The sequence below is a fragment of the Amycolatopsis sp. NPDC104819 genome (genome assembly GCF_055583145.1).
This window is the reverse complement of sequence record NZ_JBVJON010000010.1, coordinates 54,610-69,675: the sequence shown is the minus strand read 5'-3', so window position 1 is coordinate 69,675 and position 15,066 is coordinate 54,610. Positions and strand designations below refer to the sequence as shown.

18 protein-coding genes are annotated in these 15,066 nt (G+C 70.6%); 7 read left to right on the top strand and 11 right to left on the bottom strand.

Annotation, left to right across the window (positions count from 1 at the left end; all coding sequences use genetic code 11):
* Positions 1-67: 67 nt before the first annotated feature.
* The 3 genes from ACZ63E_RS30315 to ACZ63E_RS30305 all read right to left on the bottom strand — a co-directional run bounded on the left by ACZ63E_RS30315 (position 68) and on the right by ACZ63E_RS30305 (position 2,822).
* Positions 68-415 carry an RNA polymerase-binding protein RbpA gene (locus ACZ63E_RS30315; protein WP_003081521.1) on the bottom strand — a complete coding sequence of 116 codons (348 nt, stop codon included), beginning with the start codon at positions 413-415 and terminating at the stop codon, positions 68-70.
* A 225-nt stretch (positions 416-640) separates the two neighbouring features.
* The gene (locus ACZ63E_RS30310; protein ID WP_465339548.1) at positions 641-1,399 is read right to left on the bottom strand and encodes a thymidine kinase; all 759 of its coding nucleotides are present in this window, start codon (positions 1,397-1,399) and stop codon (positions 641-643) included.
* 22 nt (positions 1,400-1,421) lie between these two features.
* Positions 1,422-2,822 (bottom strand): MFS transporter, encoded by a 1,401-nt coding sequence (locus ACZ63E_RS30305; RefSeq protein WP_465339547.1) that lies wholly within the window; start codon positions 2,820-2,822, stop codon positions 1,422-1,424.
* 244 nt (positions 2,823-3,066) lie between these two features.
* On the opposite strand from ACZ63E_RS30305, the gene ACZ63E_RS30300 reads away from it, so the two are divergent.
* Positions 3,067-3,735 carry a transglycosylase family protein gene (locus tag ACZ63E_RS30300; RefSeq protein ID WP_465339546.1) on the top strand — a complete coding sequence of 223 codons (669 nt, stop codon included), beginning with the start codon at positions 3,067-3,069 and terminating at the stop codon, positions 3,733-3,735.
* 6 nt (positions 3,736-3,741) lie between these two features.
* On the opposite strand, the gene ACZ63E_RS30295 is transcribed toward ACZ63E_RS30300, so the two are convergent.
* Positions 3,742-4,524: a glycerophosphodiester phosphodiesterase gene (locus tag ACZ63E_RS30295; protein WP_465339545.1), complete on the bottom strand. Its 783-nt coding sequence runs from the start codon at positions 4,522-4,524 to the stop codon at positions 3,742-3,744.
* Positions 4,525-4,591: 67 nt separating this feature from the next.
* On the opposite strand from ACZ63E_RS30295, the gene ACZ63E_RS30290 reads away from it, so the two are divergent.
* Positions 4,592-4,978: a hypothetical protein gene (locus ACZ63E_RS30290; RefSeq protein WP_465339544.1), complete on the top strand. Its 387-nt coding sequence runs from the start codon at positions 4,592-4,594 to the stop codon at positions 4,976-4,978.
* Between the two features lie 148 nt (positions 4,979-5,126).
* On the opposite strand, the gene ACZ63E_RS30285 is transcribed toward ACZ63E_RS30290, so the two are convergent.
* The 4 genes from ACZ63E_RS30285 to ACZ63E_RS30270 form a co-directional block, all read right to left on the bottom strand.
* Positions 5,127-6,101: a tyrosine-type recombinase/integrase gene (locus ACZ63E_RS30285; protein WP_465339819.1), complete on the bottom strand. Its 975-nt coding sequence runs from the start codon at positions 6,099-6,101 to the stop codon at positions 5,127-5,129.
* Positions 6,102-6,636: 535 nt separating this feature from the next.
* Positions 6,637-7,077: an SRPBCC family protein gene (locus ACZ63E_RS30280; RefSeq protein WP_465339543.1), complete on the bottom strand. Its 441-nt coding sequence runs from the start codon at positions 7,075-7,077 to the stop codon at positions 6,637-6,639.
* Between the two features lie 2 nt (positions 7,078-7,079).
* On the bottom strand, positions 7,080-7,412 hold the full coding sequence (locus ACZ63E_RS30275; RefSeq protein WP_465339542.1) for an ArsR/SmtB family transcription factor: 333 nt from the start codon (positions 7,410-7,412) through the stop codon (positions 7,080-7,082).
* On the bottom strand, positions 7,409-7,843 hold the full coding sequence (locus ACZ63E_RS30270; protein ID WP_465339540.1) for an SRPBCC domain-containing protein: 435 nt from the start codon (positions 7,841-7,843) through the stop codon (positions 7,409-7,411). The genes ACZ63E_RS30275 and ACZ63E_RS30270 overlap by 4 nt, the downstream gene beginning before the upstream one ends.
* Before the next feature lie 149 nt (positions 7,844-7,992).
* On the opposite strand from ACZ63E_RS30270, the gene ACZ63E_RS30265 reads away from it, so the two are divergent.
* Positions 7,993-8,634: a DUF1345 domain-containing protein gene (locus ACZ63E_RS30265; protein WP_465339539.1), complete on the top strand. Its 642-nt coding sequence runs from the start codon at positions 7,993-7,995 to the stop codon at positions 8,632-8,634.
* Here the strand turns inward: ACZ63E_RS30265 and ACZ63E_RS30260 are convergent.
* Positions 8,621-9,598 (bottom strand): SDR family NAD(P)-dependent oxidoreductase, encoded by a 978-nt coding sequence (locus tag ACZ63E_RS30260; protein WP_465339538.1) that lies wholly within the window; start codon positions 9,596-9,598, stop codon positions 8,621-8,623. The two genes, ACZ63E_RS30265 and ACZ63E_RS30260, sit on opposite strands and share 14 nt — an antisense overlap.
* 104 nt (positions 9,599-9,702) lie before the next feature.
* The gene (locus ACZ63E_RS30255) at positions 9,703-10,314 is read right to left on the bottom strand and encodes a TetR/AcrR family transcriptional regulator (protein ID WP_465339537.1); all 612 of its coding nucleotides are present in this window, start codon (positions 10,312-10,314) and stop codon (positions 9,703-9,705) included.
* Positions 10,315-10,336: 22 nt separating this feature from the next.
* Between ACZ63E_RS30255 and ACZ63E_RS30250 the strand changes: the two genes are divergently transcribed.
* The 3 genes from ACZ63E_RS30250 to ACZ63E_RS30240 are packed head-to-tail and all read left to right on the top strand — an operon-like array spanning position 10,337 to position 13,039.
* Positions 10,337-10,798: an SRPBCC family protein gene (locus ACZ63E_RS30250; RefSeq protein WP_465339536.1), complete on the top strand. Its 462-nt coding sequence runs from the start codon at positions 10,337-10,339 to the stop codon at positions 10,796-10,798.
* Positions 10,799-10,827: 29 nt separating this feature from the next.
* Positions 10,828-11,433, top strand: a complete 606-nt coding sequence (locus ACZ63E_RS30245) for a TetR/AcrR family transcriptional regulator (protein ID WP_465339535.1) — start codon at positions 10,828-10,830, stop codon at positions 11,431-11,433.
* A complete protein-coding gene (locus ACZ63E_RS30240) occupies positions 11,417-13,039 on the top strand; it encodes an acyl-CoA dehydrogenase family protein (protein WP_465339534.1) in 1,623 nt (540 codons plus the stop codon). Before ACZ63E_RS30245 ends, ACZ63E_RS30240 begins: the two co-directional genes overlap by 17 nt.
* Here ACZ63E_RS30240 and ACZ63E_RS30235 read toward each other — a convergent pair.
* Positions 13,036-13,569: a TetR/AcrR family transcriptional regulator gene (locus ACZ63E_RS30235; RefSeq protein WP_465304965.1), complete on the bottom strand. Its 534-nt coding sequence runs from the start codon at positions 13,567-13,569 to the stop codon at positions 13,036-13,038. The genes ACZ63E_RS30240 and ACZ63E_RS30235 overlap by 4 nt on opposite strands.
* A 76-nt stretch (positions 13,570-13,645) precedes the next feature.
* On the opposite strand from ACZ63E_RS30235, the gene ACZ63E_RS30230 reads away from it, so the two are divergent.
* A complete protein-coding gene (locus ACZ63E_RS30230) occupies positions 13,646-14,860 on the top strand; it encodes an FAD-dependent monooxygenase (RefSeq protein WP_465339532.1) in 1,215 nt (404 codons plus the stop codon).
* The last annotated feature ends 206 nt before the right edge of the window (positions 14,861-15,066 follow it).

The window sequence follows — 15,066 nt, the reverse complement described above, 5'->3', positions numbered from 1 at the left end:
GCGGGGGGAGGTCGCGGGGGCCTTTCCGTTGTGGTGGGAGCGGTGGCTACGAGCCGAGCTCCCGGGGTCAAGCGGACCGGGAGGTCCGCCGCCCCTTCAGCTCGGCGAGACGTTCGTTGAGCAGGTCCTCGAGCTCGGGGATCGTGCGCCGCTCGAGCAGCATGTCCCAGTGGGTGCGCGGCGGCTTGACCTTCTTCTGCTCGGGCTGCCCGCCGTCGACGATCTCCGACTCGCTGCCGTGCAGCCGGCACTCCCAGACCGTCGGGATCTCGGCGTCGTCGGAGAACGGCACCTCGAACTCGTGGTTCTTCGGGCAGGCGTAGCGCACGGTGCGTCGCGGAGCGAGGTCGTGGTTGCGGTCGGTCTCGTAGCTGACCGCTCCCAGCCGGCTTCCACGAAGAACACGGTCGGCCATGATGGGGTCCTTTCAGTCAGCTCCGGGTGGAGCCAGGGTGTTGCTCACCCTATGCAACGACTCGGGGCCCCCGAGGATTCCCGGGACACCATGTCGTTGCTCACGATGAGCTGCGTCACCCGCCGGCATCAGCTTCCTCTAGTAGGACGCGTTTCGCGCTCCGGCGTGACGTCAATACGGCCTTCTTAGTGCTGATATCCCCCGGATGGGCTACTCGCGCCCAGGTCAGGTCAACCGTAACTGACCGTGATGGGCAGTAACCGGTCCCAAGTCACCCGCTCGATAGTGGCGGCGACACAATACCTGATAACGCACCGTAGCAGATTCGGCCTCAAAACGCGCTGAAGCTGAAGTTTCAACTACGGATTGTTCGGTATCTGCGACCACAACAGTGTCCCCCTCCCGCACCACCTCCCCGTCGAGCACCCGCGCGTTGAACCGCCCGGCCAGCCCGCACCAGCACAACACCTCGACCTGGACCGGCTGCAGCTCGTCCGCCAGTTCGAACAGACGAGCGGCCCCCGGGAACAACCGGCTCCGGAAGTCCGTCGCGATCCCGAAGCAGTAGACGTCGATCTGGACCTCGTCGGCCAGCTCCGCCAGCTGGTCGACCTGCCCGGGGGAGAGGAACTGCGCCTCGTCCACCACGACGTAGTCCACGTGCTGCCCCCGCGACCACTCCTGCCGCACCAGGTCCCGCACGTCGGTGTCCTCACCGACCTCCACCGCCTGCCGGCTCAGCCCGATCCGGCTCGAGATCTGCGGCGCGCCCGAACGGTCGTGGCGCACCAGCACCAGGCCCCGCCGGCCCTGCCGCGCGTGGTTGTGGTCGATCTGCAGCGCCAGCGTCGACTTCCCGCAGTCCATCGGCCCGTAGCAGAACTTCAGCCTGCCCACCGGCGGCGTCCCGCGCCGCGATCCGGCCGCGGGAACGGAGGAGAGCGCGTCGGTCGGGTCGGGGCCGGCCGGATTCACCAAGGTCACGACGCCCGACCCTATCGGTCGTTCACAACACCTCCGGCGGACGGTTGCCCGCCGCCACGATCGCGCGCCGCACCGGCACCAGCCAGACCAGCACCAGACCCGCCACGAAGAAGACCACCAGCGCGATGATCGCCAGCCGGAACGACCCCGTCGCCTGCCCGACCCCGGCGAACAGCAACGGCCCCAGCCACGACGTCCCGCGCTCACCCACGACGTAGAGCGAGTAGTACTGAGCGTCCTTGCCCGCCGGGATCATCTGGCTGAACAACGACCGCGACAACGCGTTCGTCCCGCCCAGCACCAGCCCGATCCCCACCGCCACCGCGAGGAACTGCGCCATCTGCTTCGGCTGCACGAAGTACGCCCCGGCCAGCACGACCACCCACAGCACCAGGCTGCCCAGGATCGTCCGCTTCGCCCCGGCCCGCCGCGCCACCAGCCCGTGCAACGTGCCACCCAGATACGCGACGAACTGGATCACCAGGATCGTCACGATCAGCACCTCGTTGCCGAACTTCAGCTCGTCCTTGCCGTACTGCGCAGACACCGTCACCACGGTGTTGATGCCGTCGGTGAAGACCAGGTAGCTGCCCAGGAAGGCCAGCGTCAACGGGTACGCCTTCGCCGCCACGATCGTCTGCTTCAGCTCCGTGAAGCCCGCACGCAGCACCGACGCCCCCGGGGCGACGTCCACCGGCGTGTGCCGCCGGGGGAGCGCCCGCACCGCCGGGATCGTGAACAGCGCCCACCACAACCCCGAGGTCAGGAAGCAGATCTGCACCGCCAGGCCCTGGCTGACCCCGAACGCGTCGTGCCCGAGGTAGAACCCCAGCTGCAACGCCAGCGCCAGCCCGCCACCCAGGTACCCGAACGCCCAGCCCTTCGCCGAGATGTCGTCCCGCTCGTCCGGCCCGCCGATGTCGACCAGGAACGAGTAGTAGACGACCAGCGAACCGCCGTACCCGATGTTCGCGACGATGAACAGCACCACGCCCAGCTGCCAGTCCGAACCGGCGAAGAAGAACATCGCCGCCGCGGCCGCCGCGCCCAGGAACGCGAACCCGGCCAGGATCCGGCGCTTGTTGTGGCTGCGGTCGGCCACCGCACCCGCGATCGGCAGCACCAGCACCTGCACCACCGTCGCCACCGACAGCAGGTAGCCCCACACCGAACCCGCCGGGAACTGCAGCCCGAACAACGTCACGTCACAGTTGTGGAGCGTGTCCACCGCACCGGACGCGTTCACGCACGCGTGGTCCCCGTTAAGGGTGAAGTTCGACTTCGCGTCCTCGGCCGCGATCGTGCTCATCGAGAGGGCGCCGAACACCGTCGTCGTCGACGAATAGAACGGCGAATTAGCCCAGTCGTAGAAATACCAGCCCCACCGCTCGCGCTTGGTCGAGCGCGTCCCGGCCAGCGTCATCCACGGCTCCTCATGCTCAAGAACGTCCAGGTCAGCGCGGAGACTACTGGGAGGTAGCGGCACCGGGCACCACACCTCGCAAACCGTGTCCGCTTTGTCGCTTCGTGATCATGCGCCACTTCCGTGGCAATCACGGTTCGGCCTTCACGGCGTGTCGCGGAAACGAGTGAACAGTGTTTCGTGTGAGACTCATGCGGGCAGCGTGTCTCTTGTGGTCAAAGGGACACGCTCCTACTGTGCTCGCATGATCCACAACCGGAGACGAACCGTCGCGAGACTCCTGCTTCTCGCCGTGGCCGCTTGGGGTCTGCCGCTGACCATCCCCGCCGTCGCCGCCGCGGACCCCGCGCCGACGGCCTGGGCCAAGCTCCGCATGTGCGAGTCCAGCGGCCGCTACGCCACCAACACCGGCAACGGCTACTACGGCGCCTACCAGTTCGACCTGCCCACCTGGCGCAGCGTCGGCGGCGCCGGCCGCCCCGACCAGGCCGCCCCCGCCGAGCAGGACTACCGAGCCCTCTACCTCTACCGCATGCGCGGCTGGCAACCCTGGCAGTGCGCCGGCATGCTCAAGCTCGCCGGCGACGCCGACGCCCGCAGCAAACGCGTCCCCACCTACGCCGAAGCCGCCTACATCGGCGGCGGACCCGCCCCCGCACCCACCCCGCCGCCCCCGAGCGGCAAACCGCCGTGGCCCGGCGTCGTCTACGCCTACGGCGACTGCGCCGCCCCGCTCAAGGCCTTCCAGCTCCGCATGAACGCCTTCGGCTACGGCTTCACCGGCACCGGCTGCTACTACGACAAGACCCGCACCGCCGTCCTCGACCTCCAGCGCGCCAACGGCATCAAGGACAGCGGCCTGCTCGGCCCCAAGACCTGGGAAGCCGCCTGGAACGGCAAACCACCCCGCTGACCCCGGTCAGGCCTGCTGCCAGGTGCCCCGCTCGATCAGCACCGCACGCAGCAGGTCCGGCCGGTCCGTCACGATCCCGTGCACCCCCAGGTCCAGCAGCATCCGCATCTCCGCCGGATCGTCGATCGTCCACGTGTGCACCTCGATCCCGGACCGCCCCGCGATCGACACGAACGCCTTGTCCACCACCCGCAGCGCACCCTGCCGCACCGGCACCTGCGCCATCGCCCCCAGCACCAGCCGCCCGAGGGGGAGCAGCGGCAGCTTCCCCCGCGCCCACAGCGCGAACGCCGACCGCGGACCCATCGCCGTCACCAGCTTCGGCCCCGCCAGCTTCCGCAACCGCGCCAGCCGCGCGTCCGAAAACGACGCCGCCGCCACCCGGTCGTGCGCCCCCGTCCGCTCCAGCACCTCCACGAACGGCTTCACCGCCTGCTCGGCCTTCACGTCGATGTTGAACCGCGCGTCCGGCAGCTCCTCCAGCACGTCCTCCAGCCGCGACAGGGGAGCCTTCCCCCCGACCTTGACGTTCTTCAGCTGCTCCCACGTCTGCGACGCGATCGCCCCCGACCCGTCCGTCGTCCGGTCCAGGCTCGCGTCGTGGTGCACCACCACCACACCGTCCGACGTCGCGTGCACGTCCGTCTCCAGGTACCGGTAACCCTCGGCACACGCCCGCCGGAACGCGGGCAGCGAATTCTCCAGCCCGTCCAGCTCGTCCAGGTGCCAGCCACGGTGGGCGAAAGCACGGGGGAGCGGATCGGCCAGGTACGGGAACGACGACTGCATACCCCCGATTGTGCCCTCCGGCCATGACCTCGGCATGAGCGAGCGGTGGCCAGCTAGGGTCTCCCGGGTGAGGGAAACCGCCGAACTGGCCCAGCCCGCCCCGCTCGAGCTCACCCCGGGCCCAGGCCGCCGAGGCGCGCCCAAGCACTGCGGCTGGTGCGGACGACGTCTCCCCGAAGGCGGCAACGTCGGCCGCCGACGGCGCTACTGCGGCCAGTCCTGCCGCCAGCGTGCCTACGAACGCCGGACCGCACTGCAGCGCAGCGGGCTCCCCGAAGACGCCGTCGTCCTCTCCGACGGCGAGGTCGCCGCCCTCCAGGACCGGCTCTTCCAGCTCCGCTGCGCCGCCGAAGACATCGTCACCGCCGCCGACGACGGCGCCGACCTCAGCGAGCTGCGCGGACTCGCCGACGAGATCGCCCGCGCCGCCAAGGACCTCGAACAACTCCGCTGACCCCGGCCGCGGCGCACCGGAACGGACGACACCCGCACGCCATCGGACGACACGCGTACACCGCCGGACGACACGGCAGCCGTGGAGCCCCCGGCCCGTGTCGTCCACTCAGGTACGCGTGTCGTCCGGTGCGGTACAGCGGATCCGGTCAGCCCAGGCCGTCCAGAGCCCGGTATGTCCGGTTGCTCGCCGCCGCCGCTCGTTGCTCCCGGCCCGTTGCCTCGATGTAGTTCTGGCTCGTCGCCAAGCTCGCGTGCCCCAGCAACGCCATGATCTCCGACGCCGTCGCCCCGTCCTCCGCCAGCCGCGTCGCGAACGTGTGCCGCAACGCGTGCAGGTTCGCCCCCGCCGGCACCCGGTCGTGCAACCCCGCACCCCGGTAACACGACTTCACCAGGTACTCCAGCGCACCCCGCCCGATCGGCTCACCCGACCGATCCAGCAGCAACGGCGAACCAGGGGAGAACCGCACGTTCGCGAACCGCACCCGGCACGACTCCCGGTACCGCTCGATCAGCTCCGCCAGCACCGGCTGCACCGGGATCGACCGGTCCCGGCTGCCCTTCCCTTTCACGTGCAACCGCAGCTCACCGGCGCGCCCCACCAGCGACCGCGACGTCAGCGCCCGCATCTCCGCCGCCCGCAACCCCGCCACCAGCCCCAGCGCGATCACCAGCACGTCCCGCTCCGGCCACGGGTCCCGCGCGCGCCGCGAACCCGCGGCCGCCGCCGACAGCAGCTGCTCCGGGGTTTCCTCACCCCGCAACGGCTTCGGCGTCAACGCAGGCGTCCGCGGCCGCGCCACCGCGCCCATCGGGTTGCCCGCCAGCAGCCCGTCCGCCACGCAGAACGTGAGGAACTGGTTCCACGTCGACCAGGCCCGCAGCACCGAGCTCTTCGCATGACCGTCCGCGAACACCCCGAACGCCGACCGCAGCGCCGTCCCGGTCAGGTCGGCCACCTCGAGGTCTTCCCGGCCCAGCTCCGAAACCAGGAGAGTGGTGATCCCGGCGAGGTCACGGCGGTAGGCGTCGGTGGTGTGCGGCGAGTCCTTGCGCGGCCGGCGGGCGGCGAAGAAGGCTTGCTGGGCCTCGGAAACCTTCATGTGGATCTTGTACCGCACACCACCGACAGTTTCGGCGGCCGGGGTCGATCCCATTTCATGCATAATTGCCATTATGCATGAAATGTCGGAATCACCAGGAGTCCGCTCCCGGGGGATCCGGCACGGCGGTTTCGAGCCCCTCGGGGCCTTCGGGGACACCTTTCGGGGAATCGCACACATGTTCGATGCACCCGGGATGGCTGCCAAGCGGTCTGACGAGGCTGCTCGAGGGATCACGAAGGATCAACTGCCGACGGACCGTCGACTCTCAGGGCGAGATTGCCCAATCCAGTTTCGTCACCGTGACGTTTTAAGGTCGGGTGGCAGGACGTCGAATCCGCAGCTCCAGGGGATGTTCTCCCGGCCTCACGTGGGCCTCCGGGAGCTGACTTGGCTCCCGTCCGGGGGGCCCCGAGGTTCGCCGTGCTCGCGTGTTCCTCAGGAGAAGCCGTCCTGACGAACTCCACCCCGGCGGATGTGGATCTTCCGCCCCTCTCGGCCCTCGGTCCAGCTGGTCACCAAGTGCCGATAATGTACATTATGTCAAGTAACGTCAGTGCCAGTCGCTGATGGAGACGTCCCGCGGGTCCGGGGCGCCCTCCCCGGTCTCCAGGAGCTGCTTGAGGCTCATCAGGAAGATGGCCCACTTGGTGCTGCAGTGGTGCATGAACTCGCCCGCCTCGCGCCAGCCTTCGTGCTTGAACAGGACGATCGTGTACTCACCGCGCTGTTCGAGGTCCCAGCGGATCGTCGTGCCGACCCACTCGGGCGGGCCGTCGACGACCTCCCAGCGGACGAGCCGTCCCGGGTCGAGCTCGGTGACCTTCATGTCGAACCCGCCGGCGGTGAAGCGGAACGCGATGACGCCGCCGACTTCGGTGTCCCCCGCGGTTTTGTGGGCCCACCACGCGGAGAGGCCGTCGAGGGTCGTGATCGCGTCGTAGACCTGGCCGGGTGTGGTGTTCCGGGTGCCGATGCGGTGCAGGATGTCCATGGCTAACGGTTCCTTTCGATTCGTTCGGCGATGCGCTTGATGCGGCCGAGCCGGGCGTCCCAGGCGGCGCCGACTTCGGCGAGCTGGGCGACGGCGCGGGCGAGCTGGGTTTCGTCGACGCGGTACTGCTTTTCGCGGCCGGCGGTCGTGGCGTGGACGAGGCCGACGCGGTCGAGGACGGCGAGGTGCTTGGTGACGGCTTGGCGGGTCACCGGGAGGTGTTCGCTGAGGCTGGTGGCGGTGCCGCCGCCTTCGGTGAGCAGGAGGTCGAGCAGGCGGCGGCGGGTGGGGTCGCCGACGGCGGACCAGAGGTCGTCGTCCACGGTGGTGCTCACCGGGCGGCGGCGTACGGCGGGAGCTGGGGCAGGAAGTGGTCCCAGCCGCTGACGTGGTCGGCGTATTCGGCGGCGATCTTGGCTTCGTCCCAGCCGCGTTCGCGGAAGCCGGTTTCGGTCATGCGCAGGCGGGTGCCGGTGCCGGCGGGTTCGAGCTCGAAGACGACGAGGAACGAGTTGCCGGGTGCGGCGGTCTCCCCCGCGGTGTGGGTCCAGCGGAAGGAGAAGAGTTTGGGCGGGACGGCGTCGACGACGGTGAAGCGGACCCAGTTGCCGCCGAAGCCGATGCGGCCCTCTCCCCCGGGTTCGACGGGGTATTCGGCTTCGTCGGGCCACCATTCGCGGAGGTGTTCGGGGCTGCTGACGACGTCGAAGACGGTGTCGGGGGTGGCGTTGATGTGGAGTTCCCGTTCGATGGTTCCGTGGTCCATGCTCCGGCCTTTCTGCAACGTTTGGTTGCGTGTCACGTTAGCTCGCCGGGTAAGCATGTGCAACCTTTTGTTGCAGGAAGGCGCGAGCCGGGCCACCTGACCAGGTGATCCGAGGTGCCTCCGGCACCGGCCCGCAGTAGCTTCGCGCGATGCGGCGTCTGCGGAGGATCTGGTACCAGTGCGCGGAGTTCCTGCTGGTGCTGCTGGGGCTGGGGTGGCTGATCGCGCCGGACACCGGGCTGGACGTGGTGTTCCTGCTGGCGTGGGACGCGGTCGCGGCGGCGGTGATCGTGACGCGGTGGCTGCGGATCCGCCGCTACCGGCTGCTGGATGACGCCGAGCCGACGTGGCTGCACAGCCTGCTGGGCCGCCGGTCGAGCTTCGTCGCGACGCTGGTGGTGAGTGTGGTCGGGATGTCGGCCGGTGGGCTGATCCTGGTGGCGAACGTGATCGCCGAGGACGACGACGAGACGGCGTTCGTGCTGCAGATCGGGGCGGTGCCGGCGGTGCTGGCGGCGTGGATCCTGCTGCACTTCGGGTACGCCGACCGGTACGCGCACCTGCACCACCGGGCCGCTCCGGGGCCGGGGTTGCGGTTCCCGGCGACGGAGCGGCCGAACCTGCTGGACTTCGCGTACTTCGCCTTCACGGTGGGGACTTCGTTCGCGACGTCCGATGTGGAGGTTCAGGCTCGGCCGCTGCGGTACACGGTGCTGACGCACAGTGTGCTGTCGTTCGTCTACAACACCGCGATCCTGGGGATCGCGGTCGGGGTGATCACCGGGAAGTAGCGAAGGCGTCGACGCCGGTGAGCTCGGCCGAGAGGGCCCAGAGGCGGGCGGCCTGGTCGGGGTCGATGGCGTATTCGCGGACGCCGACGCGGAGCCCGACGTCGGCGACGCCGTCGCCTTCGGGGGCGAGTTCGGCGATGTCGCAGTCTTCGAGGTAGACGCCGCCGAGGCCGTCGAGCCGGGGTGAGGTGGCGGCCCAGACCTGGGTGGCGGCGCCGGCTTCGGGGGTCTTGAAGTAGCCGCTGGGGTTGCCGTTCTCGTCGACCCAGCCCTGCGCGACGCGCTCTTCCTGTGGGATGTGGCGGGCGAGGTGGGTCAGGATCGAGCCGGGGTGCAGGGCGAACGCGCGCACGCCGCGGTCCCGGCCGAGCCGGTCGAGCTGGACGGCGAACAGGATGTTGGCGGTTTTGGCCTGGCCGTAGGCGAGCCACTTGTCGTAGCCGGTCTCGAAGTGGGGGTCGTCCCAGCGGATGGGTGAGAAGTGGTGGCCGCGGGAGGAGACGGCGACGACGCGGGCGTCGTCGGCGATGGCCGGCCAGAGGCGGTTGACCAGGGCGAAGTGGCCGAGGTGGTTGGTGGCGAACTGGGCTTCCCAGCCGGGTCCGACGCGGGTTTCGGGGGCGGCCATGATGCCGGCGCTGGTGATGACGAGGTCGAGGCGGCGGCCGGTGGTGAGGAAGCGGTCGGCGAAGGCGTGGACGCTGGTGAGGTCGCCGAGGTCGAGTTCGTCGATTTCGACGCCGGGGAGGCCGGCGAGGGCTTCTTCGGCGGTGGCGCGGCGGCGGGCCGGGACGACGACGCGCGCGCCGGCGCCGACCAGGGCGCGGGTGGTTTCCAGGCCGATGCCGGAGTAGCCGCCGGTGACGAGGGCGAGCTTGCCGGTCAGGTCGATGCCGTCGAGGACCTCCGTGGTGGTGCTCGTGGCGCCGAAGCCGGAGCCGATCTGGTGCTGGGGTGTGGTCATGCCTTCGACCGTAGGAGCTGGAGTGCGCTCCAGCGCAACCCCGCGGGAGGATGTACCGGTGGCGGCACCTGCCGTCGGTGCGGCGGGCGCTCAATGCGTCCGATTCAGCCGCGCAGGTTGAGCGACGCCACGGCGTGGTCGGTCCACGCGGCGAGGAAGCGGTCGGGGGCGAGGTCGCCCGGGGTGTGTCCGATGAGGACGTCCAGGATCGGGTAATAGGTGAGGGAGGCGACCAGCACGGCCGCGGTGGCTTCGGGGTCGGTGACGTTCGCGCGGCCCTGGTCGCGCAGGGTGGTGATCCACTCCGTGCCGCGGCGGTAGACGGTCGCGACGACGCCTTGCCACATCGCCTCGAACAGCTCCGGGAAGCCGGTGAACTCGCGGATCATCAGGCGGACGAGGTCGCGGTCGGCGGCGAGGAACGCCCAGACGACGTCGGCGAACACGCGTAGTGCCTCGCGGGGGTCGTCGGGCAGCTCGGCGTCGGCGGTTTCGGCGGTGCGGGCGGCGAGGCGCTCGAGATTGTCGTGCATGGCCGCTTCGAGGAGCGCGGCTTTGGACGGGAAGTGTTTGTAGAGCGCGCCGGAGCCGGGGTTGAGGCCGCAGGCGGTCTGGATGTCGGCGACCGACGTCGTGTCGTAGCCGCGGGTGGCGAAGAGGTGGACGGCCTCGTCGAGGATGCGGCGGCGGGTGACGCCGGGGGTTGTTCGAGCCATAGTGAGAAACTACTCTCTTTCTATGGTGGAAGTGACCGTGGAAGAGACCGTGTTGTGCACTCCGGAGGCTTTCCTCGCGCTGGTCATGGACCCGCGGCGGTACGCGGAGGTCGACCGCAAGCTCGGCCGGATCGACTGGGTGCGCCGCGACGGGAACGTCACGGAGTTCCGGTTCCGGTCGGCGCTGCCCGGGCTGGGACCGGGGCCGAAGGTGGTGTCCCGGATGACGCTGACGCCCGGCGAGCGGGTCGACGTCCGGCTCCCCGACCGGCGGGAGAACCGGCTGGCGCGGCGGTTTTCGACGTTCGAGGCGAGCTTCGGGTGCGTGCCGGTGCCCGGCGGGATCCGGGTGACGCGGCGGATCGTGTTCGGGTTCGCCGCTCCCCTGCGCCGGCTGGTCGAGCCGGTTCTGCGGCGGAAGCTGCGGGCCGACGTCGAGGCGGAGGTGCAGGGCGCGAAGCGGCTTCTGGAGAGCGTTGACTGAAGCAATGAATCAGTGCTTCACTTCTTGACGTGCCCTACCGCCGCACCCTGAAGGTGCAGGAACGCCTGGACGCTCAGCGCGAGACGATCGTCGTCGCGGCGACGCGCCAGCTGGCCGAACACGGCTACAGCGGCTGCTCCGTCGCCGCCGTCGCCGAGCGGGCCGGGGTGGCCGTCGGGAGCGTCTACAAACACTTCCCCACCAAGGCCGACCTGGTCGTGCACGTGTTCCGGCAGGTCGTGACGCGGGAGGTCGAGGCCGTCCGGGCGGCGTCCGCGCAGCCGGGCGAGCCCGCCGAACGGGTCCTGGCGGTGTTCGAGACCTTCGCCCAGCGCGCGCTCAAGGCGCCGCGGCAGGCGTACGCGCTGCTCGCCGAGCCGGTCGACGCCCTCATCGACGCCGAGCGCCTGGAGTTCCGGCGGGCGTTCACCGAGGTCGTCGCCGAGCACGTCGCGGCCGGGGTCCGGGCGGGCGCGCTGCCGCCGCAGGACGGCCGGCTCACCGCCGCCGCGCTGGTGGGGGCCGCCGCCGAAGTTCTGATCGGCCCGTTGACCAGCGGGAACGCCGGTGACGTCGCCGAGCTCCGCACGTTTGTCGTCCGCGCTCTAGGAGGTTCCGATGCCCGTCACGCATGAGGTCGTCAACCAGGTCCCGCCGCTGGCCGGCCACGACGTCGGGGCCGACCCGGCGCTGCTGGACGGCCTGGAGCGGGCCGGGGCCGGCTGGGCGTCGGACGAGGTGCACGAGCTGGGCCGGCTGGCCGGCGGCGAGCAGGCCCAGGAGTGGGGCCGGCTGGTCAACGAGAACGAGCCGGTGCTGCGCACCCACGACCGCTACGGCCACCGGATCGACGAGGTCGAGTTCCACCCGCACTGGCACGACCTGATGGACGTCGCGGTGTCCCACGGCCTGCACGGCACGCCCTGGCAGGACTCCCGCGAGGGCGCGCACGCCGCCCGTGCGGCCAAGTTCTACGTCTGGGGCCAGGTCGAGGCCGGGCACAGCTGCCCGATTTCGATGACCTACGCGGCGATCCCGGCCCTGCGGGCCAACCCGGAGCTGGCGGCGCGGTACGAGCCGCTGCTGGCCGCGACCGAGTACGACTTCGGGCTGCGGGAGCCGGCCACCAAGCGCGGGCTGATCGCGGGCATGTCGATGACCGAGAAGCAGGGCGGCTCCGACGTCCGCGCCAACACCACGACCGCGACGCCGAACGCCGACGGCAGCCACACCCTCGTCGGGCACAAGTGGTTCACCTCCGCGCCGATGTCGGACATGTTCCTGACGCTGGCCCAGGCCCCCGGCGGGCTCTCCTGCTTCCTGCTCCCCCGCGTGCTGCCCGACGGCTCCCGCAACCCGATCCGGCTGCAGCGGCTGAAGGACAAGCTGGGCAACCGGTCGAACGCGTCTTCGGAGATCGAGTACGACAACGCCGTGGGCTGGCTGGTCGGCGAGGAGGGCCGCGGGGTCCGCACGATCATCGAGATGGTCAACAACACCCGTCTCGACTGCACCCTCGGCAGCGCGTCCGGGATGCGGCTGGGCGCGGTGCGCGCGATCCACCACGCCACGCACCGGCACGCGTTCGGCAAGGCGCTGGTCGACCAGCCGTTGATGGCCAACGTGCTGGCCGACCTGGTGCTGGAGTCCGAAGCGGCGACGACGGTCGCGATGCGGCTGGCCGCGGCGGGCGACCGGCCCGGCGACGAGCAGGAGCAGGCGTTCCGGCGGCTCGGGCTGGCGGTGTCGAAGTACTGGGTGTGCAAGCGGGCGCCGATGCACGCGGCGGAGGCTCTCGAGTGCTTCGGCGGCAACGGGTACGTCGAGGAGTCGGGCATGCCGCGCCTCTACCGCGAGGCGCCGCTGTCGTCGATCTGGGAAGGCTCGGGCAACGTCGCGGCGCTGGACGCGTTGCGCGCCATGGGCAAGCAGCCGGAGTCGGTCGCGGCGTTCTTCACCGAGGTCGAGCAGGCGGCCGGTGGTGACGCGCGTCTGGACGACGCCGTGGACCGCGTCCGCAAGGAGCTGACCGACCTCGGTGGCATCGAGTACCGGGCGCGGCGGCTGGTCGAGGCGATGGCGCTGGTGCTGCAGGGCTCGCTGCTGGTGCGCCACGGTCACCCGGCGGTGGCGGACGCGTTCTGCGCGTCGCGCTTCGGCGGGGACTGGGGCATCGCGTTCGGCACGCTGCCGGCCGGGGTGGACACGGCCGCGATCATCAACCGCGCGGCCGTGCGTTAGCGGCCGATGGCGTCGAGGGCCCCGGCGACGGCCGCGGCCTTCAGCTCCTCCATGGGCGCGTCGGGGAACTGCATGCAGACGTCCTGCAGGCCGCCGAGGGCGAGGATCGCGCGGGCCTGCTGTTCGAGGGTGGGGTCGGGCCCGCAGATCAGCGCGGTGAGCCGGGTCCGCCAGGCCAGGGCCTTGTCGACGAGCCCGAGGTCGGCCAGCGTCGGCATCTCGGTGAGCAGCATGATGAAGTTCGCCCGGTTGCGGTAGTTGACGTCGAAGAAGCCCTCGACGAGCTCACGCGCGGGTGTGTCGCCGCGGGCTTCGTAGTCGAGCAGGAACTTCTCGCCGTCGTCGATCAGCGGCTGGACGATGCTGCGGACCAGGTCCTCGCGCGAGGAGAAGTGGTAGTACAGCGCGGGTTTGGTGATGCCCAGCCGGTCGGCGATGTCCTGCAGGCTGGTGCGCTGCACCCCCTGGGTCGCGAACAGCGAGCGTGCGACGTCCTGGATGCGCTGCCTGGTGTCTGACGGCTTGGCCACGCGCCCAGCATAACTGACTTAACGGTAGGTAAGACTCGTGGTACAACTTACCTACCGTTAAGTCAGGGAGGCACTCATGCGGATTCTGATCTCGGGCGCCAGCATCGCGGGTCCGGTGCTGGCGTACTGGCTGTCCAGGCACGGCTTCGACGTCACGGTGGTCGAACGCGCCCCCACCCTGCGCAAGACCGGCGGCCACGCCGTCGACCTGTTCCGGCCCGCCATGGACATCACCGAACGGATGGGCGTGCTGCCGAGTGTCGCGGCGGTGGCCACCGGCTCCACCCGGCTGACGATGCACCGCGAAGGCGTGCGCCGGCCGGCGCGGATCGACCTGGCGAAGATCTTCCAGGCCGCCTCCGACCGGCACGTCGAGATCATGCGCGACGACCTCAGCGAGATCTACTACGACGCCGGCCGCGAAGACGTCGAGTACCTCTTCGGCGACTCGATCACCGCTCTCTCCCCCGACGGCGACGTCACCTTCGAGCACGCCGCACCGCGTACCTTCGACGTCGTCGTCGGCGCCGACGGGCTGCACTCGAACGTGCGCCGGCTGGTCTTCGGCGAGGAAGCCGGGCTGACCAAGTTCATCGGGGCCTACCTGGCCGTGCTGTCCCTGCCCGACACCCTCGGTCTCGACGACGGTGCAACCGTCATCCACCTCGGCGCCGGCCGCACCGCGGGGTTCTACAGCGCCCGCCACATCACCGACGCCCGCGCGGTCTTCCTGTTCCGCCGCGACGAGCAGCTCAACTACGGCCACCGCGACGTCCCGCGACAGAAGGAGCTGCTGCGCCAGGCCTACGCCGGGATGCACCCGCACGTCGACGCCTGGCTGGCCGAGCTGGACGGCCCGGGCCCGTTCTACTTCGACTCGATCACCCAGCTGCGGATCGACTCCTGGTCCCGCGGACGCGTCACCCTCGTCGGCGACGCCGGGTACTGCCCCGGCCCGGCCGTCGGCGGCAGCACCAGCCTCGCGGTGCTCGGCGCGTACGTCCTGGCCGGCGAACTGGCCGCGGCGGGCGGCGACCACGAGCGCGCCTTCGCCGCGTATGAAAGGGAAATGGGCGACCTGGTGCGCAAGAGCCGCGCGTTCGCCGAAGGCGCCGCGCGCACCTTGATCCCGGCGACGCGCACCGGCGCGTGGGCCCTGGCCCGCGGCGGGCAGCTGATCTCGGCCCTGCCGGCCGGGGTGAGCCGGACGCTGGCGAAGCTCAACAGCGGCGGCGCCCGGATGCACGACTCGATGCGGGTGAAGGACTACACCGTCACGCCCGTGGGCTGAGCAGGCTTTCGCGCCGGGCACCCGCAAAACCCCGGGACAGCGGGGCGCCGACGTGGACACCATCGAGCCGGGCGGGGGGGGGGGGGGGGGGGGGGGGGGGGGGGGGGGGGGGGGGGGGGGGGGGGGGGGGGGGGGGGGGGGGGAGAGGGGAGGGGGGGGGGGGGGGGGGGGGGGCGGGGGAGGGGGGGGGGGGGAGGGGGAAAAAA

What these genes read in the sequence shown, in the direction of transcription:
- ACZ63E_RS30315 (WP_003081521.1), bottom strand. Translation starts at nt 415, where the DNA reads ATGGCCGACCGTGTTCTTCGTGGAAGCCGGCTGGGAGCGGTCAGCTAC.
- ACZ63E_RS30305 (WP_465339547.1), bottom strand. Translation starts at nt 2,822, where the DNA reads ATGACGCTGGCCGGGACGCGCTCGACCAAGCGCGAGCGGTGGGGCTGG.
- ACZ63E_RS30300 (WP_465339546.1), top strand. Translation starts at nt 3,067, where the DNA reads ATGATCCACAACCGGAGACGAACCGTCGCGAGACTCCTGCTTCTCGCC.
- ACZ63E_RS30295 (WP_465339545.1), bottom strand. Translation starts at nt 4,524, where the DNA reads ATGCAGTCGTCGTTCCCGTACCTGGCCGATCCGCTCCCCCGTGCTTTC.
- ACZ63E_RS30280 (WP_465339543.1), bottom strand. Translation starts at nt 7,077, where the DNA reads ATGGACATCCTGCACCGCATCGGCACCCGGAACACCACACCCGGCCAG.
- ACZ63E_RS30270 (WP_465339540.1), bottom strand. Translation starts at nt 7,843, where the DNA reads ATGGACCACGGAACCATCGAACGGGAACTCCACATCAACGCCACCCCC.
- ACZ63E_RS30265 (WP_465339539.1), top strand. Translation starts at nt 7,993, where the DNA reads ATGCGGCGTCTGCGGAGGATCTGGTACCAGTGCGCGGAGTTCCTGCTG.
- ACZ63E_RS30260 (WP_465339538.1), bottom strand. Translation starts at nt 9,598, where the DNA reads ATGACCACACCCCAGCACCAGATCGGCTCCGGCTTCGGCGCCACGAGC.
- ACZ63E_RS30255 (WP_465339537.1), bottom strand. Translation starts at nt 10,314, where the DNA reads ATGGCTCGAACAACCCCCGGCGTCACCCGCCGCCGCATCCTCGACGAG.
- ACZ63E_RS30250 (WP_465339536.1), top strand. Translation starts at nt 10,337, where the DNA reads ATGGTGGAAGTGACCGTGGAAGAGACCGTGTTGTGCACTCCGGAGGCT.
- ACZ63E_RS30240 (WP_465339534.1), top strand. Translation starts at nt 11,417, where the DNA reads ATGCCCGTCACGCATGAGGTCGTCAACCAGGTCCCGCCGCTGGCCGGC.
- ACZ63E_RS30230 (WP_465339532.1), top strand. Translation starts at nt 13,646, where the DNA reads ATGCGGATTCTGATCTCGGGCGCCAGCATCGCGGGTCCGGTGCTGGCG.